Source organism: Vibrio sp. KUL78, from assembly GCF_059725505.1.
In genome coordinates, this window is the sequence record NZ_AP045837.1 from 285,587 (window position 1) to 309,004 (window position 23,418).

Below are 23,418 nucleotides of genomic sequence, written 5' to 3' on the forward strand. Positions count from 1 at the left end.
TTCGGAGAAACAGAGTGACGATAAAGATTCTACCTGCTCGACTGGCAAACCAAATCGCAGCAGGTGAGGTGGTTGAAAGGCCAGCCTCGGTAGTCAAAGAGCTGGTCGAGAATAGCCTAGACTCTGGTGCGACCCGAATCGATATCGACATTGAAAAAGGCGGCGCCAAGCTGATTCGAGTCCGGGATAACGGTAAAGGTATCCCAAAAGACGAGCTTCAGTTGGCGCTCAGTCGACATGCCACCTCGAAAATCCATACTCTCGATGATCTTGAAGCTATTATGAGTCTCGGCTTTCGCGGCGAGGCTTTAGCAAGTATCAGCTCGGTGGCACGGCTCACTCTGACTTCTCGCCCTGCGACTCAAGAGCAGGCATGGAGCGCCTACGCCGAAGGTCGTGATATGGCGGTGAAGCTAAAACCTGCCGCCCACCCGATTGGTACCACACTTGAAGTGCTGGATCTGTTTTTTAATACTCCGGCGCGTCGCAAGTTTCTTCGTACAGAAAAAACCGAGTTCAACCATATCGATGAGCTACTAAAGCGAATTGCGTTGAGCCGCTTCGATGTCTCTATCAATTTAAAGCATAACGGCAAGCTCATTAGGCAATATCGTGCTGCGAAAAATGATGCGCAAATGGAGAAGCGAATTGCGGCCGTTTGTGGTGCACCATTTGTTCGTCACATGTTGAAAATCGAGTTAGAGCACAATGACCTAAAGCTTCATGGTTGGATCACCACCCCGGAAGGGGCTAGGGCTCAAAGCGATCTTCAATATTGCTATGTGAATGGGCGCATGATGAAAGATAAACTCATCAACCATGCTATTCGCCAGAGCTACGAAACCAGTTTAGCGCCTGAGCAGTATGCCGCGTATGTGTTGTTCATTGAGATTGACCCGCATCAGGTCGATGTCAATGTACACCCTGCAAAGCACGAAGTGCGCTTCCATCAGGCAAGGTTGGTACACGACTTTATCTATCAAGCGCTTAGTGATGCCTTAGTACAAGCGAAGTCCATTGAAGCGCCGGCAGCATCAACCTCAGCATTTAATCATTTTGAGGCGGAGGCAAAACCCGCTGCCTCAGAGCTTGATAATGCAACCGATGCTAATCGCCCAGAAAATAGTGACACACACACTGTGTCTGAATCACTGATTCAGGCAGTAGAGAGTATTCCCGCTTATCCTGGGCGATCAGATTATCAGCCTAACCGCGACAGCGACTATTCTTCAAAATCACATCGCATAGACGAGGGAGTGGCAGAGGCGAACCCTCTCAATGAGTGGACGTCAAGTTCAACACCACAACGAAATAGTACGAAGGCTGGAGCGCGAGTGCCGGAAAAGGCCCCGAGCGCAGAAGAGGTGCGTGTCTATCAAGAGTTGATGCAAACGCCAGATCTTCCAGCGCCTGTGACCGATAATGACATGGAGCAAGCGGTAGAGCGTGACGATGCGATCAATGACGTTGTGATAGAGCGCGTTGGTAAAGCAATTGCTATGGCTGATCCCACATACGTGTTAGTGAAAGCAGAGCCTTGTTGTGCCCTAGTTTCTCTTCGCCGTGCCGAGTTTTATCGATTATTTGCCCAGCTTGATCCGAAAGCTGAGCCCCTGAAGATGCAGCCTCTATTAGTGCCTTTATCACTTAAGGTGACGGATCAACAAAGAGAGCTTGCAGAGGCTCAGGTCGACTTACTTTTGGCGTTTGGTATCGACATCAAGGTTCGGAACAAACAGACGCTTATGGTGATGGGGGTTCCGTCGCCACTTCGTCAGCAAAATTTGCAATTGTTAATTGATGAAATGCTGTCATACTTGGCGACCCTTGAGCAGCAAGACATTAGCAAGAGCCGTTTGAGTCTTTGGCTAACCAAAAAAGTGCTGCAAGTGAAAAGTAGCTACACTTTATCTGAGTCTGTTCAGATACTCGGTAATCTAGAGCAGCTTTACTACGGTAAGCTACCTTTGAGCGACCCTAAATTTGTCCGCCCTGTCGATTTTACGGCCACAATTGCAGCGTTTTCATCATGAATCAACAATTACCACTCGTTCTGTTTTTAATGGGTCCTACTGCCTCTGGTAAGACGGAGTTAGCGATTCGTCTTCGTCAGCAGTACCCTGTGGAGATCATCAGCGTCGATTCTGCGCTGATTTACAAAGGTATGGATATCGGTACCGCAAAGCCGGATGCCCAAGAGCTTGCGCTAGCGCCGCATCGTCTTATCGATATATTGGACCCATCAGAGGCCTACTCAGCGGCTGATTTTCGCCGCGATGCATTAAATGAGATTGCCAAGATCCATGCTGAGGGCAAGATACCGTTATTGGTTGGCGGGACCATGTTGTACTTCAAAGCCTTGCTTCAAGGACTATCACCGTTACCTGCTGCCAATCCAGACATTCGAGCGCAAATCGACAAAGAGGCGCAAGAAAAGGGCTGGCAAGTACTTCATAATGAACTTAAAGAGATAGATCCTGTCTCAGCAGAGAGGATTCATCCAAACGATCCGCAGCGTTTGTCACGCGCACTTGAGGTGTATCGAATCTCAGGTAAGTCTCTGACAGAATTGACTGAAACCAAAGGGGAGCCTTTGCCGTTTCGCGTCAAACAATTTGCGGTAGCGCCCAAAGATCGCGCTTTGTTACATAAACGCATTGAATTGCGCTTCGAGAAAATGATAAAAGCAGGCTTTGAAGATGAAGTCAAAGCGTTATATGCTCGAGAAGATCTTCACCCAGATCTGCCGTCGATCCGTTGTGTCGGCTACAGACAGATGTGGGAATACTTAGATGGAGAGAGTACGTTAGACGACGCGATTTTCCGCGGAATCTGTGCGACTCGACAATTGGCCAAGCGACAAATCACCTGGTTAAGGAGTTGGGATGATTTGGTTTGGCTCGATAGCGAACACATTGAGGATTCAATGAAAACTCTCACAGACGCCATAGCATCTGATGGTATTAACTGTGTATAATGTGGTCGCTTTTGCGTACAAATACCCAAAAAGGAACTGAGTTTTGTTTTCAAAGACGATTGTTGTTCTATGATTATAAAACTAAGGGGTATTTCATTGGTTTAGCTCAGATGCAAAGGCAGCACCAAATTGCAGTGCACCAATAGCTAAATAATTAAAACTACAATACTAATATAAGGAAAATAAAAATGGCTAAGGGGCAATCTCTTCAAGACCCATTCCTAAATGCACTACGTCGCGAGCGTATTCCTGTTTCGATCTACCTTGTAAACGGCATCAAGCTTCAAGGCCAGATTGAATCGTTTGATCAGTTTGTGATCCTTCTGAAAAATACTGTAAACCAAATGGTTTACAAGCATGCGATTTCAACGGTAGTACCAGCACGTGCTGTTAGCCATCACAGTGGTGAGCGTTCTGGTGGTGACCGTCAACAAGAGAAATCTGACGATTAATACCCAGATAAATAAAAACAGATACTTAAATAGGAGTTGGTCGCTTGTTTGACCGTTACGAATCGGGTGAACAGGCTGTACTTGTTCATATCAACTTCACGCAAGAAGGTGAGTGGGAAGATCTTAGCGAATTTGAAATGCTGGTCTCTTCTGCAGGTGTTAACGTGTTACAGACCGTAACGGGTAGCAGACAATCCCCTCACCCCAAATATTATGTTGGGGAAGGTAAAGCTCAGGAAATTGCACAAACAGTTCAATTGACTGGTGCTGATATCGTGATCTTCAATCATGCCCTTTCTCCTGCCCAAGAGCGTAACCTAGAAAGTCTGTGTAAATGTCGAGTGTTGGACCGTACTGGTCTGATCCTCGACATTTTTGCCCAGCGCGCACGTACCCATGAGGGTAAGTTGCAGGTTGAGCTAGCACAGCTACGTCATATCTCAACAAGATTGATCCGTGGTTGGACGCACCTTGAGAGGCAGAAAGGTGGTATCGGTCTACGTGGTCCCGGTGAAACTCAGCTTGAAACTGACCGCCGATTGCTGCGTGACCGCATCAAAGCGATCTTGCGTCGCTTAGAGAAAGTTGCCAAACAGCGTGAACAAGGCAGACGAGCCCGAAATAGAGCCGAAATTCCCACTATTTCCCTCGTGGGTTATACCAATGCGGGCAAGTCAACCTTGTTTAACCGCATTACTGAAGCTGGGGTGTATGCAGCTGACCAGTTATTCGCAACTCTAGACCCCACATTGAGAAAAATAGAATTGGCGGACGTTGGTTCGGCAATTTTAGCGGACACGGTAGGATTTATTCGCCATCTTCCGCATGATTTGGTCGCGGCATTTAAGGCAACACTGCAAGAAACGCAGGAAGCTGACATTTTGTTACATGTTGTCGATGCCAGTGATGAGCGTTTTCGTGAGAATATTCAAGCTGTTCATGACGTGCTAGAAGAAATTGATGCCGATGAGGTACCAACACTAGTAGTAATGAACAAGATAGATAATCTAGATGGCCAGCGTCCACGTATAGAACGTGACGACGAAGGTATTCCGAGAACCGTTTGGGTCTCTGCCATGGAAGGGCAAGGCATCGAACTGTTGTTTGAAGCGCTCACCGAGCGTTTAGCAAGCCAAATGGTTCAGTATCAACTGAGAATTCCGCCGCAATTTCAGGGGCGTTTTCGTAGTACATTTTTTCAGATGAATTGTATTCAACGAGAAGAGTATGATTCAGAAGGTAACTTGTTGATTGATATTCGGATGCAACAAGTAGATTGGTCTAGACTTGAAAAAAGAGAAGGGGCAGTTTTAGGTGACTTTATAGTTACTTAAAGGACTGCTACAGTATAACGTCATACTAAATGATGGAGCTTCCTAATGGCGTGGAATGAGCCTGGTAATAATAATGGAAACAACGGCCGTGATAAGGACCCTTGGGGGAACAACAATCGCGGAGACCGTAATCAAGGCGACCGTAACAACGGTGGTCGTGATCAAGGACCGCCTGATTTAGATGAAGTCTTTAATAAGCTGAGTCAAAAAATCGGTGGTAAGTTTGGCAAGCGTGGTGGCGGTGGCCCATCAATTGGCGGCGGTGGTAGTGCAATTGGCTTCGGCGTGATTGCGTTGATCGCGGTTGTCATTTGGTTCTTTTCTGGCTTCTACACCATTAGCGAAGGTGAGCGCGGCGTCGTGCTCCGTCTAGGTAAGTTCGATCGCATTGTCGATCCTGGTCTTAACTGGCGTCCTCGCTTTATCGACGAATATGAACCAGTTAACGTTCAAGCGATTCGCTCTCTGAGAGCGTCGGGAACGATGCTGACTAAAGATGAAAACGTAGTAAGTGTCTCAATGGACGTTCAGTACCGCGTTTCTGACCCATATAAATACCTGTTTGTGGTCACTAATGCTGACGATAGCTTGAGCCAGGCAACTGACTCTGCGCTTCGTGCAGTAATTGGTGATTCTCTAATGGATAGTATTCTGACCAGTGGTCGTCAGCAAATCCGTCAGAGCACACAGGAAACATTGAACGACATCATTGACAACTACGACATGGGTCTCTCTATCGTAGACGTCAACTTCCAGTCGGCACGTCCGCCTGAGCAAGTTAAAGATGCGTTTGATGACGCGATTGCAGCGCGTGAGGATGAAGAGCGTTTCATCCGTGAAGCGGAAGCGTACAAAAACGAAATCATTCCTAAAGCGACAGGTCGTTCTGAGCGTTTGAAGAAAGAAGCGCAAGGTTACTCTGAGCGCATTACTAACGAAGCGCTAGGTCAAGTAGCTCAGTTCGAGAAACTGCTACCTGAATACCAATCAGCTCCAGAAGTAACCCGTAACCGTCTGTACCTCGACACAATGGAAGAGGTGTATTCGAACACGTCTAAGGTGTTGATTGACTCTGAATCTAGCGGCAACTTGCTATATCTGCCAATTGACAAGTTAGCAGGCCAAGAAGGGACATCGAAATCCCGTAAGCCAAAAGAAACGTCGGCTTATGAAGAGATTCAACTAGATCCTTCGTCTAGCAGCACTTCGTCAAATGACAACACGTCTCGTAATAACTCGACTCGTCAAGGGAGATACTAATAATGCGTAAATTGATGATACCAGTATTAGTCGTTGCCTTAGCATTGATGCTGATGTCCTTGTTTGTGATCCCTGAGGGTGAGCGTGGCATCGTAATTCGATTTGGTCGTGTTCTTTCTGATGATAATCAGGTGTCTCGTATTTACGAGCCGGGCCTGCATTTCAAAATGCCACTGTTTGACCGTGTGAAAACACTAGACGCGCGTATTCAAACAATGGATGGACGCGGTGACCGCTTCGTTACGTCTGAGAAAAAAGACGTAATCATTAACACCTACGTTAAATGGAAGATTGAAGATTTCCGTCAGTACTACCTAGCAACAGGTGGCGGTGACGCGCTAACGGCGCAAGCGCTTCTAGAGCGTAAGGTGACGGACGTACTTCGTTCTGAAATCGGTTCGCGTGAAATCAAGCAAATCGTTTCTGGACCTCGTAACACCGATGTACTTCCAGACAGTGCGGACAGTGAAGAAGTCACAACAGAAGCGGCACGCCAAGCACTAGAAATTGATGGTGAGCGCGACAAGGTCATGAGCAACGTATTGAGAGATACGCGTGAAAGCGCAATGACCGACTTAGGGGTTCGAGTGGTGGATTTCCGTATCAAGAAAATCAACCTACCTGATGAAATCAGTGAATCGATCTACCGTCGTATGCGTGCAGAGCGTGAATCGGTTGCTCGTAAGCACCGTTCGCAAGGTCGTGAGAAGGCTGAAGTTATTCGTGCACAAGCAGAACTAGAAGTGGCAACACTACTAGCGGAAGCGGACAGAACAGCTCGTGTAACACGAGGTGGCGCGGATGCAGAAGCTGCGGCTATCTACTCTGATGCTTACAGCAAAGATCCTGAGTTCTTTAGCTTCTTACGCTCGCTATCTGCGTACAAGACCTCTTTTGCGGACAAGAGCGATATCCTCGTTCTGGATCCTAAGAGCGAGTTCTTCCGTTACATGAATGACATGAACGGCGCACCAGCGGCGAAATAAGACTTTAACAAACTGTATAATAGGGCTCCTCAGGGAGCCCTATCTTTTTGGAGAAAAAACATGTCTCAATCATTGTGGGTGGCACTTGGTTTGGTTTTGATAGTTGAGGGACTGGGACCGTTATTGGCACCAAAAGGGTGGCGTAATATGGTGTTGCAGCTTGCTCAGCAGCCAGACGAGCAGATTCGTAGAGTCGGTGGCTGCCTTGTCGTCGCAGGGGCAGTGATCACGTTTATGTTGTTAAATTAACCGGAATATTTGACTTTTTATTACTCAGCATCAGGGACTTACCCCTTTTGTGACATTTTTATGCTTAAAAAATGACTGCATAATTGTGATTTCGGTGCTAGAATCCTTTTTTAACTAGCAATCAGATTGGAAAGATGGGAAATAACGTAGTCGTTCTGGGCACCCAATGGGGTGACGAAGGTAAAGGTAAAATCGTAGACCTTTTAACTGAAGATGCAAAATACGTGGTTCGCTACCAAGGCGGTCACAATGCAGGTCACACTCTAGTCATTGACGGTGAAAAAACCGTTCTTCATTTGATTCCATCAGGTATTCTTCGCGATAACATCAAGTGCATTATCGGTAACGGTGTTGTTCTATCTCCTGAAGCATTAATTAAAGAAATGAAGCCTCTTGAAGAGCGCGGCATTCCAGTTCGTGAGCGTCTTTTCGTTTCTGAAGCTTGTCCTCTAATTCTTCCTTACCACATCGCTATCGACCAAGCGCGTGAAATCGCTCGTGGTAAAAAAGCGATTGGTACAACGGGTCGTGGTATCGGTCCTGCGTACGAAGACAAAGTTGCTCGTCGTGGTCTACGTGTTGGCGACCTGTTTGACAAAGAAGTCTTCGCTGAGAAGCTAAAAGAAGTGATGGAGTTCCACAACTTCCAACTAGAGCACTTCTACAAGACTGAAACAGTAAGCTACGAAGACGTACTAGAGCAGTGCATGGGTTACGCTGACCTACTCACTTCTATGGTTATCGACGTAACTGACGAACTTGACGCGGCGCGCAAGCGTGGCGATAAGATCATGTTCGAAGGTGCTCAAGGTACGCTACTCGATATCGACCACGGTACATACCCGTACGTAACTTCTTCTAACACGACAGCAGGTGGTGTTGCGGCAGGTTCTGGTTTCGGTCCTCGTCACATCGGTTACATCCTTGGTATCACTAAAGCTTACTGTACTCGTGTAGGTTCGGGTCCATTCCCAACTGAGCTATACGATGGTCTAGACAAGCAAGATCCAATCGGTAAGCACCTAGGTACAGTTGGTCACGAGTTCGGCGCAACGACTGGTCGTCTTCGTCGTACAGGTTGGTTTGATGCAGTGGCAATGCGCCGCGCTATCCAAATCAACTCTATCTCTGGTTTCTGTCTAACTAAGCTAGACGTACTAGATGGTCTAGAAGAGCTAAAAATCTGTACTGGTTACAAGATGAAAGATGGCTCTATCCTAGAAGTTTCTCCAATGGCTGCTGAGTCATTCGAAGAAGCAACGCCTATCTACGAAACCATGCCAGGCTGGTCTGAAACGACATTTGGTGCAACTTCTATCGAGCAGCTACCTCAAGCCGCTCTAGATTACATCAAGCGTATCGAAGACCTAACCGGTGTGCCTGTAGACATCATCTCTACTGGTCCTGACCGTAACGAGACAATCATCAAGATTCACCCATTTGAGTCTTAATTTAGCCTTGTAAGTATTGAGAGCCAGCGACATGTCGCTGGCTTTTTTTGTACCTGCTGTTTTGGCCTTTATTTAGTCACCTAGTGTGATCTTGTGCCAAGTATTTGACGTTGCTTCGACTCGATGAAAGAAAAGTGGCAAAATATTGCCGTTTTTTCTAAAGCGTGGCGGATGACTGCCGATAAAAATGAGACCAATGACAAGTTATTGGTGGAAGGCAGTTTCTAAGCATGAGGAGCAGGATTAGTGATTAAGCGACACAAACTGGCAGCACTTGTTTGCATGGCGCTACTCGGCCCTGTAAAAGCAGCGCACAGTAAAGAAGTGGGTGCGCCTATTCCGATTTACTCCGAGGATGAGCTGATCGGTTTGATTGAAGAGAACCGACACCTAGCCCGCGTGAAAGAAGATAATTGTCAGCTTGTCGAAGACATCATGGCTCGTGCCACACGTATCAGTCTGCCATCTTATGAGTTTCTTTATGGGGACATGCTGGCATGGGGCGTTTGTGTTCCTCAAGATGTTGAGCTTGGGCTTTATTATATGGAGAACGCCGCTCATCAAGGTTTGCCTGTTGCCCTTGAACAACTTGGTCGCTACTACTCAAAAGGCACTTTTGTTCAGCAAGACAAAGAGCGAGCTATCCCGTATTTCCGTGAGGCAGCGTCGATGGGCAACATTGATGCGAGGATTCAACTTGCTGAACTGCTACTGCGAGATTACGGCAGCCCGCTTGATTATGAAGATGCTTACCGTTGGCTTTATAACTCGGTCACACCGGACGGTCGTAAGCACAAACGTATCTCTATGCTAAGGCGCGGTCTTGAGCAGCGCATGCCGGAAAACATCATTGCACGAGCAAAGCGTCGTTCGACCTTCTGGTAGCCGTTAAATCCACTAAATCTGATGCAGAAAGGTAAAGCAATTCTGTAGCTTATCTGCTGCGTCAGTTATAATCGACCTATCCCTCCTAAAATATAGGTCAGACTATGTCGAACAAGCCTAGCGATATAAAAGTTGACGACCCTTTTGCAGCAAGAGAGTCTGAGAACTACGAAAATCCCATCCCAAGCCGAGAGTTCATCTCTGATTTCCTAGAAAGTGTTAACGTACCCATGAACAGAAACGATCTGTTCGAAGCATTGGGTCTATCTGGTGAAGAGCAGTATGAAGGATTGCGCCGTCGCCTGCGCGCAATGGAGCGCGATGGGCAGTTGGTGTTTACTCGACGTCAGTGTTATGCACTCCCAGACAAGCTAGAAATGATCAAAGGCTATGTCATCGGCCATAAAGATGGTCATGGCTGGGTTCGACCTGAAGGGAGCATGAATAAAGACAATGATGTGCTGTTGCCACATCATCAAATGCGTACCTTGCTACACGGTGATTTCGTATTGGTTCAACCATCGGGTACCGATAAGCGTGGCCGAAAAGAAGGTCGTTTGGTTCGCGTTCTAGAAGAGCGAAAAACCCAAGTTGTCGGTCGTTTCTTTATGGAATACGGCTACGCCTACGTGGTTGCAGATGATTCTCGCATTAGCCAAGACATCTTGATCCCAAATGAACATCGTGGTGGTGCTCGTATGGGTAATGTGGTGGTGGTTGAAGTAACCGACCGCGGCAGCCGCTCTCGTGGCATGATGGGACAAGTGGTGGAAGTGCTCGGTGAGAACATGGCGCCGGGTATGGAGACGCAAATCGCGATCCGCACTCATCAAATTCCTCATGAATGGCCTGAAGAAGTCGACAAGCAGGTCAAACAGTTTGGCGAGTTTGTTCCAGAAGAAGCCAAAGAAGGGCGCGTCGATCTTCGTGACCTGCCTCTGGTCACAATCGATGGTGAAGACGCCCGAGACTTCGACGATGCGGTTTACTGTGAGCGTAAGAAAAGCGGTGGTTGGCGTTTATGGGTCGCCATTGCGGATGTCAGCTACTACGTTCGCCCAGATACACCACTCGACAAAGAAGCGATCGTGCGCGGTAACTCGGTTTACTTCCCGTCTCAGGTCGTGCCTATGCTTCCAGAGGTGCTCTCTAATGGCCTTTGTTCACTCAACCCACAAGTGGATCGCTTGTGTATGGTGTGTGAAATGACCATTTCTGAGACAGGCAAGCTTTCAGGCTACAAACACTATGAAGCGGTGATGAACTCCCATGCGCGTCTGACTTACAACAAGGTGAGCGACATTCTTGAGGGTAACGAAGAGCTTCGTGAGCGCTACAGCGCTGTGGTTCCTCACCTTCATGAGCTGCACAACATGTATAAAGTGCTCAAGGGTGCCCGTGATAACCGTGGTGCGATTGAGTTTGAAACGGTTGAAACTAAGTTTATTTTCAATGCCGAGCGTAAGATCGACCGCATCGAACCTGTGGTTCGCAATGACGCACACAAGATCATTGAAGAGTGTATGATTCTGGCGAATATCGCTTCTGCTTCTTTGGTAGAAAAAGCCAAGGAGCCAGCTCTATACCGAGTGCACGAAACTCCCGGTGAAGAGAGACTGCAAGGTTTTAGGGATTTCCTTGGCGAGTTAGGTCTTGATCTATCTGGCGGTCTTGAACCATCACCGACCGACTATGCTGAGCTGATTAAAAAGATTGGTGAGCGCCAAGATAAAGAGCTGATTCAAACCATGCTGCTGCGTTCTATGAAGCAGGCAGTCTACAATGCGGATAACGCCGGACACTTTGGTCTAGCGCTAAAACGCTATGCGCACTTTACCTCACCTATTCGTCGTTACCCAGATTTGCTGCTGCACCGAGCAATCAAGTACCTCATTGCCAAGCAAGAAGGCCGCAATAACGACCGCTGGACGCCAACCGGTGGTTACCACTACTCGTTTGACGATATGGATTACTACGGTGAGCAGTGTTCCATGACCGAACGTCGCGCCGATGATGCAACCCGCGATGTGGCCGATTGGCTCAAGTGTGAGTACATGCAAGACCACGTAGGTGAAGTGCTTGATGGCGTGATTGCCAACGTGACGGGTTTTGGCTTCTTCGTGCGCTTAACAGAGCTGCACATCGATGGACTAGTGCATATTTCGTCACTGGCGAACGACTACTATCAATTTGACCCTATTGGTCAAAGACTTATCGGTGAAAGCTTCGGTGCGATATACCGTTTGGGCGATGCCGTTAAAGTGAAAGTGCTGTCGGTTAACCTAGATGACAAGCAAATAGACTTTGAATTAGTCGAAACAAGTCGTAAGCTACGCGGCAAAGGAAAGACGGCGAAAAAACGCATGGCTGAAGCTGAAAAGAAAAAAGCCAAAGCGAAACAGCGTGTCGCTGAGGTAAGAGGCAAGCGCAGCCCTAAAGCAGCGAAGCCGATGGTCGAAGCTACCAAACGCCCAGATGGACAAGAAGAGGATGTGCTTCCTCATAAGCGCAAGAAGTCCAAAGCCACCAAATCACGCAAGAGCAAGGCGCGCCAAAATAAGGCTCGTAGTAAAGCGAAGAAATAACGAATTCAGGATTATTCCATGAGTAATGAATTTATTTACGGTATCCACGCGATTAAAGCGGTTCTTGAAAAAGATCCAGTGCGCTTTGTGGAAGCCTATGTACTAAAAGGGCGTCAAGACGATCGCTTGATGCCGCTGTTGAACGAACTCAACCAAATTGGTGTGTCGATTCAGCAAATGAACCGCAAAACACTGGATGACAAAGCCAGCGGTGCGAATCACCAAGGCATCATTGCTAAGGTAAAACCGGCTAAGCAGCTCAACGAAAACGATCTCGATGATGTATTAGCGCAGCATGAACAGCCGTTACTGCTTATTTTAGATGGTGTCACCGACCCGCATAACCTTGGCGCATGTCTGCGTAACGCGGATGCGGCGGGTGTGGCGGCGGTGATTGTACCGAAAGACCGCTCTGCACCAATGACCGCGACAGTTAGCAAGGTAGCGTGTGGCGCTGCTGAGACTGTTCCTCTTATCCGTGTGACCAACTTGGCACGTACAATGCGCGCGCTGCAAGAGAAAGGCATCTGGATCGTTGGAACTGCAGGCGAAGCGACGCACGATATTTATCAAGCGAAGCTGTCTGGCTCTCTAGCGGTTGTTATGGGCGCAGAGGGTGATGGTATGCGCCGCCTGACTCGTGAAACCTGTGATGACCTTATCAAGATCCCAATGGCTGGTGCGGTATCGAGCTTAAACGTCTCGGTGGCATCAGGTATTTGTCTTTTTGAAGCGGTTCGCCAACGCACCCTCTAGGTATTTAGTTCGAAGATGTCATTCCTGCGTAGGCAGGAATCTACTGAAGGCTTGGTGAAGGCGGTAAGTAGACCCCTGCCTGTGCAGGGGTGACGACAAACTTGTCAAGATGGTGATAAATGAGAGGTATTTACTACTGAAATATCAATAGTGTGGCGGTGGTGTTTCTTCTGATGGATCCGCTAGATTTGAGGTATCCATATTTTTTACCTTACCAACCACATATTTCATTTGGTCTTGCATTTTACTGATCAGCAGCTGTTGCTGAGTCAACGCATCATTGAGTTCTTCGATGGTCTGCTCTTGGAATGCCATTTTGCACTCCATATCATTGATTCTCTCTTCGAGAGCTTGAATCTCTTTATTGCTCATAAGGTTACTCACTAATTTTCCAAGCTTGGATGACACCAGCTGACGAGGCAGAAAGTACTCGCTGGTTGCTCTCAAAGGCGGCATCATACACTACTCCTCGTGGCGGACGAACATCTTTTAGCAATTCTACTTCGAACCCCTCAAGTCGTTTTCCGGTCTTACTATCCCAAACCATGAGACGTGAAGAGGGAGAGCCAGTGACTAATCGCTTACCATCATCAGAAAAGCGGGCCGAGGAAAAGATCAGTTGTCGGGTCCAGGTACTGAGCTGACTAATCTGCTTGCCCGATGTTAAATCCCAAATAATCGCGTCATTACCTGTATCAGAGGTAAGCGCAAATAATCCATCTCTCTGTAGCTCGACCGTTCCGACACGTTGCTGATGTTCAAAACGGTGTAATATCTGACCAGATTCCGTACTCCAGAAATAGGCGTTATGGTCATTGCCTCCGGATAGTGCGTATTTACCGTTAGGCGATAGCGACACGGAATTAACTTTTTCTACGTGAGCAAGGAACTCTAGCCGCCTTCCAGTGACTAAATCGATAAATATTGCTTTACCATTACTCAGACCAACAAGGACTTCGTCACCAGAATTACCGAGTGCGATGTCTTGAATTAATCCATCTGAGATCGACCAAAGCCCCGTTGATTGAGACCAAGCTAAGTCCCAAATAGCGAAATTGGTTTGGGTGGCAGTGACGGCAAAGCGTCCATTGTCGCTAAAGCGAATAAGGGAAATAATGTTTTCGTCAGGATCTTGAATACCCAAGCGAGCTAGGATCTTATTTTGTTCGAGATCCCAAAGCTGTAGGTGTTGCTGTTTGGAATAGAGGAGTGCGAATCTCGCGTCTCGGCTCAGTGCCATTGCGGTCGAGCCTTCAAGCGCTAGGTCCCAGCGTTTTTCTGAGTCTGTGGAGAATAGGCAACCATTTAACAGGCTGATGACAATTAACCACAGCACAGAATGAGATATTATTCGCATCATTACTGTTATTCCACGTTGAGTATTGAGTTTAAGCTAGTATATTTATAGTTTGAGCTACTAGGAAATAGTTACTAGATTTAGTTAGTTATGCATGCTTGCTGAACGTTATTCTTAGAGCATGGCTAGGTATTAAGTCTACAAGAATGTCCATCATTGGAGAAATAAATGAAATCACTATTTAAAGTGTCGCTACTTGCTGCGACAGTTATGTTGGCAGTCGGTTGTCAAAAAAGAAGAAGAACCAAAAGTTGAGCCAGCAGCGCAAGAGCAAGTACAAGCTGAAACAGGTAAAGCGGTTCACTTTAAAACAGAAGATGACAAAGCGGCTTACGCAATCGGTGTGTCTTTTGCTAACTACCTAAGCACAAGCATCGAGAAACCAGCAGAGTTTGGTATTGAGCTTAAGAAAGAGCTGGTACTTAAAGGTATCGAGCAGGCTTTTGCTGGCAATGCTGAGCTAAGTGAAGACGAGATCCGTGCGGCGCTAGAAGGTCTAGACAAGCGTGTTGCTGAAACGATGCAAAAGCAAGCTGAAGAGAAAGCAGCAGCTGCAATGAAGGCGGGTGATGATTTCCGCACTGAGTTTGCGAAACAAGAAGGCGTAACAGCGACGGAATCTGGTCTACTTTACCAAGTAGAAACAGAAGGTACTGGTGACAAACCTAAAGAGACTGACACCGTTCAGGTTCATTACAAAGGCACGCTTATCGACGGCACTCAGTTCGATAGCTCTTACGATCGTGGTGAGCCAGCAACATTCCCACTTAACCGCGTTATCCCAGGTTGGACGGAAGGCGTTCAGTTGATGACTGTGGGTTCTAAGTACAAGTTTGTTATCCCGCCAGAGCTAGCATACGGTGAACAAGATACTCCGACTATCCCTGCTAACTCAACGCTAGTGTTTGAAGTTGAACTACTGAAAATCGAAGGCGATGACGTTCAAGCAACGCAATAATGCTTGATATTGCATGACAAAAGGCTCACTACGGTGAGCCTTTTTTATTGCGGTTTATTTCAGGTACAAGAAAAAACAGCACTTTTTTTGCCCTAAATCACTTGTTGGATACATACATAGAGGTAGCTCTCAAATTTTCTGATAAACTTACGGTAATTTTTTTTAAGTATCGTTAGGGTCCAACTACAGTGACTGAAATTTCTAACCCAGATGAATTGCTCGAGATGGAGTCGGTTGACGTGGCGCCATTTAGCGAGCACGACAAAATCATCTTACAATCCTATGAAGCGGTGGTAGATGGGCTTGCGAGCTTGATCGGACCATTCTGTGAAATCGTTTTGCACTCACTTGAGTCGTTGAACACGTCAGCAGTAAAGATCGCTAACGGCGAGAACACGGGGCGTCAGGTGGGTTCACCGATCACCGACTTAGCGCTTAAAATGCTAAAAGATATTGAAGGCTCTGAGCGCAACTTCTCTCGCTCTTACTTCACTCGCGCCAAAGGTGGCGTATTGATGAAGTCGATTACTATCGCTATCCGCAACGGTGACAACCGAGTGATTGGTCTGCTGTGTATCAACGTCAACCTAGATGCACCATTCTCCCAGATTCTTCAATCCTTTATGCCGACACAAGATGCCAAAGATGCGGCTTCATCGGTTAACTTCGCGAGTGATGTAGAAGAGCTTGTCGACCAAACGGTAGAGCGTACGATTGAAGATATCAATGCCGACAAGTCAGTGTCTAACAACACTAAGAATCGTCAAATTGTTATGGAGCTCTATGACAAAGGAATCTTCGATATCAAAGACGCTATTAACCGCGTTGCCGATAGATTGAATATCTCAAAACACACCGTTTATCTGTATATTCGTCAGCGTAAGACCGAGGACGAGTAATTGTCTGCTTTGACCTACAGTCTGGTGGTAAACGGCTCAGTGTATGGAAGTCAGTCAGCGCGTAATGCCTATCAATTTGCCAACGCGCTGATCGCGAAAGGGCATAAGCTTGTCAGTGTCTTTTTTTACCAAGATGGCGTTCACAACGCGTCGCGCTTAACGGTACCTGCTAACGACGAGTTCGATTTGGTCTCTGCGTGGCAAACGCTCGCGGCGGAGCATGGGGTTCGTCTAGAAACCTGTGTTGCTGCATCATTGCGTCGTGGCGTGCTGGGGAGCGATGAGGCGTTGCAGCATCAGCGAGATGTCGACAACTTAGCGGACGGTTTCGAGCAAGCCGGGCTAGGCAGTCTTGCCAGTGCGATGCTGACTCAAGATAGGGTGGTGCAGTTTTGACGATATTAGCTTTTGTATTTAACTCACTACCGCATGCCAGTGCCGCAGGTCGTGAAGGTCTGGATGCACTGCTTGCGACGTCCGCGTTTACGGAGGACATCAAAGTGTTCTTCGTCGGTGAGGGGGTGAATCAGCTGCGCAAAGGGCAGGAGACTCGCTCTATTCTATCTAGAGACTACATCAGTGCATTCAAACTGATGGATCTTTACGACATTGAGCAAGTGTTTGTCTGTGAGCAAAGCCTAGAGCGTTATCGCTTAACAGAAGAAGAGTTGCTTATTTCTGCTCAAGTTGTCTCTGAGTCCGCGATTTCTGATGAACTCAATCAATGTCATAAAGTATTAACTTTCTAGGATTACCATGCTGCACATTATTAAAAGCGAAGTGGGCTATCAACAGGCTAAGGCGTACCTGCAAAAAGGGGATGATGTCCTTTTTGTTGAGAGTGCGTGTTACTTAGTAGTTAGTATTGATACGACGCAAGAGTGGCAGTGCTACTTTCTAGAACAAGATATGGATGCGCGTGGCTTGGCCAAGGATAATGGACAAGCGTTGCAAGTTACCGATTTTAAAGGCTTTGTTGAGCTGACAGAACGTCACGTCGCCAGCACGACTTGGGATTAACCTTCTTTCTTATGTCTTAGTTACCGATACTGAGATACGCATATTCCAAAAAAGATCTGTATATTTCTTGACACACCTCTCACTGCTGCATAGAATTTTGCGTCCCTAATTGCCATTGGTGATTGGGGCTAGATTTTTCACAAAGCTTACTTTCAAGTAAATCAGGAGCTAGTTAATGGCAACTATTAACCAGTTGGTACGTAAGCCTCGTGCAAAGCAAGTTGTTAAAAGCAACGTGCCTGCACTAGAAGCGTGCCCACAAAAACGTGGTGTATGTACTCGTGTTTACACTACTACACCTAAAAAACCTAACTCAGCACTTCGTAAAGTATGTCGTGTTCGTCTAACGAACGGCTTCGAAGTAACTTCGTACATCGGCGGTGAAGGTCACAACCTTCAAGAGCACTCAGTTGTTCTAATCCGTGGCGGTCGTGTTAAAGACCTTCCGGGTGTACGTTACCACACTGTTCGCGGCGCACTTGACTGTGCTGGCGTAAATGACCGTAAACAAGGTCGTTCTAAGTACGGTGTGAAGCGTCCTAAGTCTTAATGCCCTTCTTTTTATAAAGAGAAGCGTTAAGTAAGGCCAAACACTAAAATTAAAATTTTAATTTTTGAAGAAACTGTAAAGTTTTGGATAACCTGAAGAATAAGACAACGGAGAAATTCCATGCCACGTCGTCGCGTAATTGGTCAGCGTAAGATCCTTCCAGATCCAAAGTTCAAATCTGAGCTGCTGGCAAAATTTGTAAACATCGTAATGGTTGACGGTAAGAAATCAACTGCTGAAAAAATCGTTTACGGTGCACTAGAAACTATGGCTGAGAAGTCTGGCAAAGACCACTTAGCTGTATTTGAAGAAGCTCTTGAAAATGTTCGCCCAGCGGTAGAGGTTAAATCTCGCCGTGTAGGTGGTTCAACTTACCAAGTACCTGTAGAAGTTCGTCCGGTTCGCCGTAACGCACTTGCTATGCGTTGGTTGGTTGAAGCTGCGCGTAAGCGTGGTGAAAAATCTATGGCTCAACGCCTAGCTGCTGAAATGCTAGACGCGTCTGAGAACAAAGGTACTGCGGTTAAGAAACGTGAAGACGTTCACCGCATGGCTGACGCTAACAAAGCGTTTGCTCATTACCGCTGGTAATACCTTTTCAGTGCTGCGAGGTTCTCTCGCAGCACTTTTCTATACTCTAAGGTTAACCTTAGTAAGAGGATACAATCGTGGCTCGTAAAACTCCTATTGAGCGCTATCGTAATATCGGTATCGTTGCTCACGTAGATGCAGGTAAAACAACCACAAGTGAGCGTATTCTGTTCTACACTGGCCTTTCTCACAAAATCGGCGAAGTTCACGATGGTGCTGCAACCATGGACTGGATGGAGCAGGAGCAAGAGCGTGGTATCACTATCACATCTGCTGCGACTACTACCTTCTGGCGTGGTATGGAAGCACAATTCCAAGATCATCGCGTAAACATCATTGATACCCCTGGACACGTTGACTTTACTATCGAAGTAGAGCGTTCTTTGCGTGTGCTTGATGGTGCAGTGGTTGTATTCTGTGGCTCATCAGGTGTTGAACCTCAGTCTGAAACTGTATGGCGTCAAGCTGATAAATATCATGTTCCACGTATGGTATTTGTGAACAAGATGGACCGTGCGGGCGCAGACTTCCTACGCGTTGTGGACCAAATTAAAAATCGTCTTGGTGCGAACCCAGTTCCAATCCAATTAAACATTGGTGCAGAAGATGAGTTCAAAGGTGTCATCGACCTTATCAAGATGAAAGCAATCAACTGGAACGATGCCGATCAAGGCATGACCTTCACCTACGAAGAGATTCCAGCAGAACTGCAAGATGAAGCGGAAGAGTGGCGCAACAACATGGTTGAAGCCGCTGCAGAAGCAAGCGAAGAGTTGATGGATAAATACCTTGAAGAAGGCGAACTAACGGAAGCTGAAATCAAGGCGGGTCTGCGTACTCGTACACTAAATAACGAAATTGTACTCGCAACATGTGGTAGTGCATTTAAGAACAAAGGTGTGCAAGCGGTACTAGACGCGGTTGTCGAATATCTTCCTTCTCCAGTAGACGTACCTGCGATTAAAGGTATCGACGAAGATGAGAACGAAGTAGAGCGTCATGCGGACGACAACGAACCATTCGCTGCACTTGCATTTAAGATTGCAACCGACCCGTTTGTCGGCACCCTTGCGTTTATGCGCGTTTACTCAGGTGTCGTAAATTCGGGTGATGCCGTTTATAACTCAGTGAAGCAAAAGCGTGAACGCTTTGGCCGTATCGTTCAAATGCACTCAAACAAGCGCGAAGAAGTAAAAGAAGTTCGTGCGGGTGACATTGCAGCAGCGATTGGTCTGAAGGACGTAACAACAGGTGATACCCTGTGTGACCAGAACCACAAAGTGATTCTTGAGCGCATGGAATTCCCTGAGCCAGTTATTCAGATCGCGGTAGAGCCTCGCTCTCAAGCTGACCAAGAGAAAATGGGTATTGCGCTAGGTAAACTGGCAGCAGAAGACCCGTCGTTCCGTGTGGAAACCGATGACGAAACTGGCCAAACGCTAATTTCAGGTATGGGTGAGCTTCACCTAGACATCATCGTTGACCGTATGAAGCGCGAATTCAGTGTTGATTGTAACGTGGGTAAACCTCAAGTTGCGTACCGCGAAACGATTCGCGGCAGCACAGAAGTTGAAGGCAAATTTGTTCGCCAATCAGGTGGTCGTGGTCAATATGGTCACGTATGGCTTAAGCTTGAGCCATCTGAAGCGGGCGAAGGGTTTGTGTTCGTTGACGAGATCGTGGGTGGTGTGGTTCCTAAGGAATACATCAGCTCGGTATCGAAAGGTATCGAAGAGCAGATGAACAACGGTGTTCTTGCTGGCTATCCTGTACTGGATGTTAAAGCAACACTGTATGATGGCTCTTACCATGATGTCGACTCTAGCGAGATGGCGTTTAAGATCGCCGGCTCGATGGCCTTCAGAAAAGGTGCGCTTGAAGCACAACCTGTTCTGCTTGAGCCAATGATGAAGGTTGAAGTAACGACTCCAGAAGATTGGATGGGTGATGTTGTTGGTGACCTTAACCGTCGCCGCGGCATGATCGAAGGTATGGATGACGGCCACGCTGGCCTTAAGATCATCCGTGCACAAGTACCGCTCTCTGAGATGTTTGGTTACGCAACTGACTTGCGTAGTGCGACCCAAGGTCGTGCGTCATATTCGATGGAATTTAGCGAATACGCTGAGACTCCGAAGAATGTGGCTGATGCGATTATTGCACAGCGCAGCTAATCAGCTATTGTTTAGTAATGAATCTGTTGCGTTGAGTAAAATTGACGCATAAAATAGCAAATTCTGGCGCGCCCCGACAAAATTCGTTCTCGGGGCGAATCATAACTAGGAAGGAACACGATCGTGTCTAAAGAAAAATTTGAACGTACTAAACCGCACGTTAACGTTGGTACTATCGGCCACGTTGACCACGGTAAAACAACTCTAACTGCTGCAATCTGTACTACTCTAGCTAAAGTGTACGGCGGTGAAGCGAAAGACTTCGCATCTATCGATAACGCTCCAGAAGAGCGTGAGCGCGGTATCACAATCGCAACTTCTCACGTTGAGTACGACACTCCAACTCGTCACTACGCACACGTAGACTGTCCAGGACACGCGGATTATGTTAAGAACATGATCACTGGTGCTGCACAGATGGACGGTGGTATCCTAGTTGTTGCTGCAACTGACGGCCCAATGCCTCAGACTCGTGAGCACATCCTACTAGGCCGTCAGGTTGGTATCCCATACATCATCGTATTCATGAACAAATGTGACATGGTTGACGATGAAGAGCTTCTAGAGCTAGTAGAAATGGAAGTTCGTGAACTTCTATCTGAATACGAATTCCCAGGTGATGACCTACCAGTTATCCAAGGTTCTGCACTAGGCGCACTAAACGGCGAAGAGCAGTGGGAAGCGAAAATCGTTGAACTAGCTGAAGCACTAGACTCTTACATCCCAGAGCCAGAGCGTGCAGTAGACCAACCGTTCCTACTACCAATCGAAGACGTATTCTCGATCCAAGGTCGTGGTACTGTTGTAACTGGTCGTATCGAGCGTGGTATCCTACGCGTAGGTGACGAAGTAGAAATCGTTGGTATCAAAGAGACTACAACGACTACTTGTACTGGTGTTGAGATGTTCCGTAAGCTTCTTGACGAAGGTCGTGCTGGTGAGAACGTTGGTGCACTTCTACGTGGTACTAAGCGTGACGAAGTTGAACGTGGTCAAGTTCTTGCAGCTCCTGGTTCAATCAACCCACACACTAAGTTCGAGTCTGAAGTATACGTACTTTCTAAAGACGAAGGCGGCCGTCATACTCCGTTCTTCAAAGGCTACCGTCCACAGTTCTACTTCCGTACAACTGACGTAACTGGTGACATCTCTCTACCAGACGGCGTAGAAATGGTAATGCCTGGCGACAACATCCAAATGAAAGTTGAGCTAATCGCTCCAATCGCAATGGATGAAGGCCTACGTTTCGCTATCCGTGAAGGTGGCCGTACAGTAGGTGCTGGTGTTGTTGCTAAGATCTTCGACTAATATTTAGTTGATAATCGCAATAAACGCGAAAAGAGGAGCTTAGGCTCCTCTTTTTTTATCTGAAAATAAATCTAACGTCTGTTCAGGTACTTAGCCGAGCTGCGTAAATTTACGTAAAAATAGTACTGGTAATGCTAACAATTCTCGTTTATATTCTACCCCGTGAATTGTGAAAGGTTGTTTTATGTTTGTTTGTTTATGCCACGGCATCTCTGATAAAAAATTGCGTAAGCTTGCTCTAGAAGAGGGCATCAGTGATATGCGTACTATCAGAAGGTGTACTTCTCTTGGCTCCCAATGTGGTAAATGCGTTAAACAAGCGAAAGAGATCCTAAGTGAAACACAGGCGCTGCAGCTTGCAAAAGTAAGCTAACCCCAGACCTTCGCCAGGTTACTTTGACACCTCCCTAATAGGTTCTACAGTTAATAGTGAGCCAAAGAGGAGGGCTTTGTCATGAAAGGCGATCCAATCATAATTCAACATCTCAATAAAATTCTCGGCAACGAACTCGTTGCTATTAATCAATACTTCCTACACGCAAGAATGTATAAAGACTGGGGCTTAAAGCACCTAGCAGATAAGGAATATCACGAATCTATCGATGAGATGAAACATGCAGACCATCTCATAGAGCGTATCTTGTTTCTCGAAGGGCTTCCTAATCTCCAAGATCTCGGGAAACTGATGATTGGTGAAGACACCAAAGAGATGCTCGAATGTGATTTGAAATTGGAAATGATCGCAATCCCCGACTTAAAGGATGCCATTGCCTACGCTGAAGATACTAGAGACTTTGTGTCTCGTGACTTGTTCCAAGACATCTTAAATGATGAAGAGGAGCACGTTGATTGGCTCGAAACCCAACTTGGACTCATCGAGAAAGTGGGGATAGAGAACTACCTACAAGCTCAGTTTGTCGATGAAGAGTAAGACACTAAAATCTAGGGTCTAGTATCAAGCCACTAGGCCCTAAAACAAAATTCGTTTAATTTTCCCCCACCTATTGCATCCCGTTTTGTGATCTGTATAATACCGCCCACTGACTTAGTTCAGTTGTGAACCAATGAGCAAAGAGGAGTAAGCAAATTGCCTCGGCAAGGTGCTTAGTAACGTAGACTCAGCTTATGTTCGCAGTTAATACAATTGACTCTCTGCCTAGCAGTGAGTGAATCGAAAATTAGCTGACAATGCGCTCAATTAGAGTGCTACGGTTTCACATAAATCAATCGGCATTCTCTCGCCTTCGCGAGTATGAGTGGCGATATTGTTTGTGTAATTTTTAATTATTGGAGCTCTGTCTCATGCAGAACCAACGTATTCGTATCCGCCTAAAGGCTTTCGATTATAAACTAATCGACCAGTCAACTGCGGAAATCGTTGAAACAGCTAAGCGTACCGGCGCACAGGTTCGTGGTCCAATTCCACTACCTACTCGTAAAGAGCGTTTCACTGTTCTTATCTCTCCACACGTCAACAAAGATGCACGTGACCAGTACGAAATCCGTACTCACAAGCGTTTGATCGACATCGTTGAGCCAACAGACAAAACTGTTGACGCTCTAATGCGTCTTGATCTTGCTGCTGGCGTTGATGTTCAAATCAGCCTAGGTTAAGGGAGATTAGAA

Annotated in this window: 24 protein-coding genes and 1 pseudogene; 23 read left to right on the forward strand and 2 right to left on the reverse strand. The window is 46.8% G+C overall.

The genetic code is table 11. From position 1 onward, the window contains the following. Nucleotides 1–14 precede the first annotated feature (14 nt). The 11 genes from mutL (at nucleotide 15) to rlmB (ending at nucleotide 12,935) form a co-directional block, all read left to right on the forward strand. Nucleotides 15–2,033: a DNA mismatch repair endonuclease MutL gene (gene mutL, locus AC6I8Y_RS01430; RefSeq protein WP_498020663.1), complete on the forward strand. Its 2,019-nt coding sequence runs from the start codon at nucleotides 15–17 to the stop codon at nucleotides 2,031–2,033. Further along, nucleotides 2,030–2,977, forward strand: a complete 948-nt coding sequence (gene miaA, locus AC6I8Y_RS01435; protein WP_498020664.1) for a tRNA (adenosine(37)-N6)-dimethylallyltransferase MiaA — start codon at nucleotides 2,030–2,032, stop codon at nucleotides 2,975–2,977. Before mutL ends, miaA begins: the two co-directional genes overlap by 4 nt. Before the next feature lie 188 nt (nucleotides 2,978–3,165). Beyond that, nucleotides 3,166–3,429 carry an RNA chaperone Hfq gene (hfq, locus tag AC6I8Y_RS01440; protein WP_042478951.1) on the forward strand — a complete coding sequence of 88 codons (264 nt, stop codon included), beginning with the start codon at nucleotides 3,166–3,168 and terminating at the stop codon, nucleotides 3,427–3,429. A 44-nt stretch (nucleotides 3,430–3,473) separates the two neighbouring features. Further along, nucleotides 3,474–4,763: a ribosome rescue GTPase HflX gene (gene hflX / locus AC6I8Y_RS01445; protein WP_498020665.1), complete on the forward strand. Its 1,290-nt coding sequence runs from the start codon at nucleotides 3,474–3,476 to the stop codon at nucleotides 4,761–4,763. Between the two features lie 45 nt (nucleotides 4,764–4,808). Beyond that, on the forward strand, nucleotides 4,809–6,023 hold the full coding sequence (hflK, locus tag AC6I8Y_RS01450; protein ID WP_394154775.1) for an FtsH protease activity modulator HflK: 1,215 nt from the start codon (nucleotides 4,809–4,811) through the stop codon (nucleotides 6,021–6,023). A gap of 2 nt (nucleotides 6,024–6,025) precedes the next feature. Continuing rightward, complete coding sequence (gene hflC, locus AC6I8Y_RS01455) at nucleotides 6,026–7,009, forward strand: protease modulator HflC (RefSeq protein ID WP_394154777.1); 984 nt, start codon at nucleotides 6,026–6,028, stop codon at nucleotides 7,007–7,009. Between the two features lie 60 nt (nucleotides 7,010–7,069). Next, a complete protein-coding gene (locus AC6I8Y_RS01460; protein ID WP_042478945.1) occupies nucleotides 7,070–7,258 on the forward strand; it encodes a DUF2065 domain-containing protein in 189 nt (62 codons plus the stop codon). Between the two features lie 134 nt (nucleotides 7,259–7,392). Beyond that, on the forward strand, nucleotides 7,393–8,709 hold the full coding sequence (locus tag AC6I8Y_RS01465; RefSeq protein WP_394154780.1) for an adenylosuccinate synthase: 1,317 nt from the start codon (nucleotides 7,393–7,395) through the stop codon (nucleotides 8,707–8,709). Between the two features lie 282 nt (nucleotides 8,710–8,991). Then, the gene (gene motX / locus AC6I8Y_RS01470) at nucleotides 8,992–9,594 is read left to right on the forward strand and encodes a flagellar protein MotX (protein WP_128650084.1); all 603 of its coding nucleotides are present in this window, start codon (nucleotides 8,992–8,994) and stop codon (nucleotides 9,592–9,594) included. Nucleotides 9,595–9,698: 104 nt separating this feature from the next. Continuing rightward, on the forward strand, nucleotides 9,699–12,179 hold the full coding sequence (rnr, locus tag AC6I8Y_RS01475) for a ribonuclease R (RefSeq protein ID WP_498020666.1): 2,481 nt from the start codon (nucleotides 9,699–9,701) through the stop codon (nucleotides 12,177–12,179). Between the two features lie 18 nt (nucleotides 12,180–12,197). Next, a complete protein-coding gene (gene rlmB / locus AC6I8Y_RS01480; protein WP_394154782.1) occupies nucleotides 12,198–12,935 on the forward strand; it encodes a 23S rRNA (guanosine(2251)-2'-O)-methyltransferase RlmB in 738 nt (245 codons plus the stop codon). Nucleotides 12,936–13,079: 144 nt separating this feature from the next. On the opposite strand, the gene AC6I8Y_RS01485 is transcribed toward rlmB, so the two are convergent. Next, on the reverse strand, nucleotides 13,080–13,307 hold the full coding sequence (locus tag AC6I8Y_RS01485; RefSeq protein ID WP_042478959.1) for a SlyX family protein: 228 nt from the start codon (nucleotides 13,305–13,307) through the stop codon (nucleotides 13,080–13,082). A 4-nt stretch (nucleotides 13,308–13,311) separates the two neighbouring features. Continuing rightward, complete coding sequence (locus AC6I8Y_RS01490) at nucleotides 13,312–14,292, reverse strand: WD40 repeat domain-containing protein (RefSeq protein ID WP_252014633.1); 981 nt, start codon at nucleotides 14,290–14,292, stop codon at nucleotides 13,312–13,314. A gap of 168 nt (nucleotides 14,293–14,460) precedes the next feature. On the opposite strand from AC6I8Y_RS01490, the pseudogene fkpA reads away from it, so the two are divergent. The 12 genes and pseudogenes from fkpA (at nucleotide 14,461) to rpsJ (ending at nucleotide 23,406) form a co-directional block, all read left to right on the forward strand. Then, nucleotides 14,461–15,250, forward strand: a pseudogene (fkpA, locus tag AC6I8Y_RS01495) (FKBP-type peptidyl-prolyl cis-trans isomerase). 224 nt (nucleotides 15,251–15,474) lie between these two features. After that, nucleotides 15,475–16,149, forward strand: coding sequence for a helix-turn-helix transcriptional regulator (locus AC6I8Y_RS01500; RefSeq protein WP_042478957.1), 675 nt, complete (start codon nucleotides 15,475–15,477; stop codon nucleotides 16,147–16,149). After that, nucleotides 16,150–16,545 (forward strand): sulfurtransferase complex subunit TusD, encoded by a 396-nt coding sequence (gene tusD, locus AC6I8Y_RS01505; RefSeq protein ID WP_498020667.1) that lies wholly within the window; start codon nucleotides 16,150–16,152, stop codon nucleotides 16,543–16,545. Next, complete coding sequence (gene tusC / locus AC6I8Y_RS01510; protein WP_394154789.1) at nucleotides 16,542–16,898, forward strand: sulfurtransferase complex subunit TusC; 357 nt, start codon at nucleotides 16,542–16,544, stop codon at nucleotides 16,896–16,898. Before tusD ends, tusC begins: the two co-directional genes overlap by 4 nt. A 7-nt stretch (nucleotides 16,899–16,905) precedes the next feature. Continuing rightward, entirely contained in the window at nucleotides 16,906–17,169 is a 264-nt protein-coding gene (locus AC6I8Y_RS01515; protein ID WP_042478939.1) for a DsrH/TusB family sulfur metabolism protein, read from the forward strand. Nucleotides 17,170–17,344: 175 nt separating this feature from the next. Further along, nucleotides 17,345–17,719, forward strand: coding sequence for a 30S ribosomal protein S12 (gene rpsL, locus AC6I8Y_RS01520; RefSeq protein WP_004399892.1), 375 nt, complete (start codon nucleotides 17,345–17,347; stop codon nucleotides 17,717–17,719). Between the two features lie 120 nt (nucleotides 17,720–17,839). Beyond that, nucleotides 17,840–18,310, forward strand: coding sequence for a 30S ribosomal protein S7 (gene rpsG, locus AC6I8Y_RS01525; RefSeq protein WP_042478937.1), 471 nt, complete (start codon nucleotides 17,840–17,842; stop codon nucleotides 18,308–18,310). Nucleotides 18,311–18,387: 77 nt separating this feature from the next. Continuing rightward, the gene (gene fusA, locus AC6I8Y_RS01530; RefSeq protein WP_394154792.1) at nucleotides 18,388–20,484 is read left to right on the forward strand and encodes an elongation factor G; all 2,097 of its coding nucleotides are present in this window, start codon (nucleotides 18,388–18,390) and stop codon (nucleotides 20,482–20,484) included. A gap of 123 nt (nucleotides 20,485–20,607) precedes the next feature. Beyond that, complete coding sequence (tuf, locus tag AC6I8Y_RS01535; protein ID WP_498020523.1) at nucleotides 20,608–21,792, forward strand: elongation factor Tu; 1,185 nt, start codon at nucleotides 20,608–20,610, stop codon at nucleotides 21,790–21,792. A 184-nt stretch (nucleotides 21,793–21,976) separates the two neighbouring features. After that, a complete protein-coding gene (locus AC6I8Y_RS01540) occupies nucleotides 21,977–22,165 on the forward strand; it encodes a (2Fe-2S)-binding protein (RefSeq protein WP_252013184.1) in 189 nt (62 codons plus the stop codon). An 81-nt stretch (nucleotides 22,166–22,246) separates the two neighbouring features. Continuing rightward, nucleotides 22,247–22,723 carry a bacterioferritin gene (gene bfr, locus AC6I8Y_RS01545; RefSeq protein WP_042478657.1) on the forward strand — a complete coding sequence of 159 codons (477 nt, stop codon included), beginning with the start codon at nucleotides 22,247–22,249 and terminating at the stop codon, nucleotides 22,721–22,723. 371 nt (nucleotides 22,724–23,094) lie between these two features. Further along, nucleotides 23,095–23,406 carry a 30S ribosomal protein S10 gene (gene rpsJ / locus AC6I8Y_RS01550; protein WP_031495630.1) on the forward strand — a complete coding sequence of 104 codons (312 nt, stop codon included), beginning with the start codon at nucleotides 23,095–23,097 and terminating at the stop codon, nucleotides 23,404–23,406. Nucleotides 23,407–23,418 lie beyond the last annotated feature (12 nt).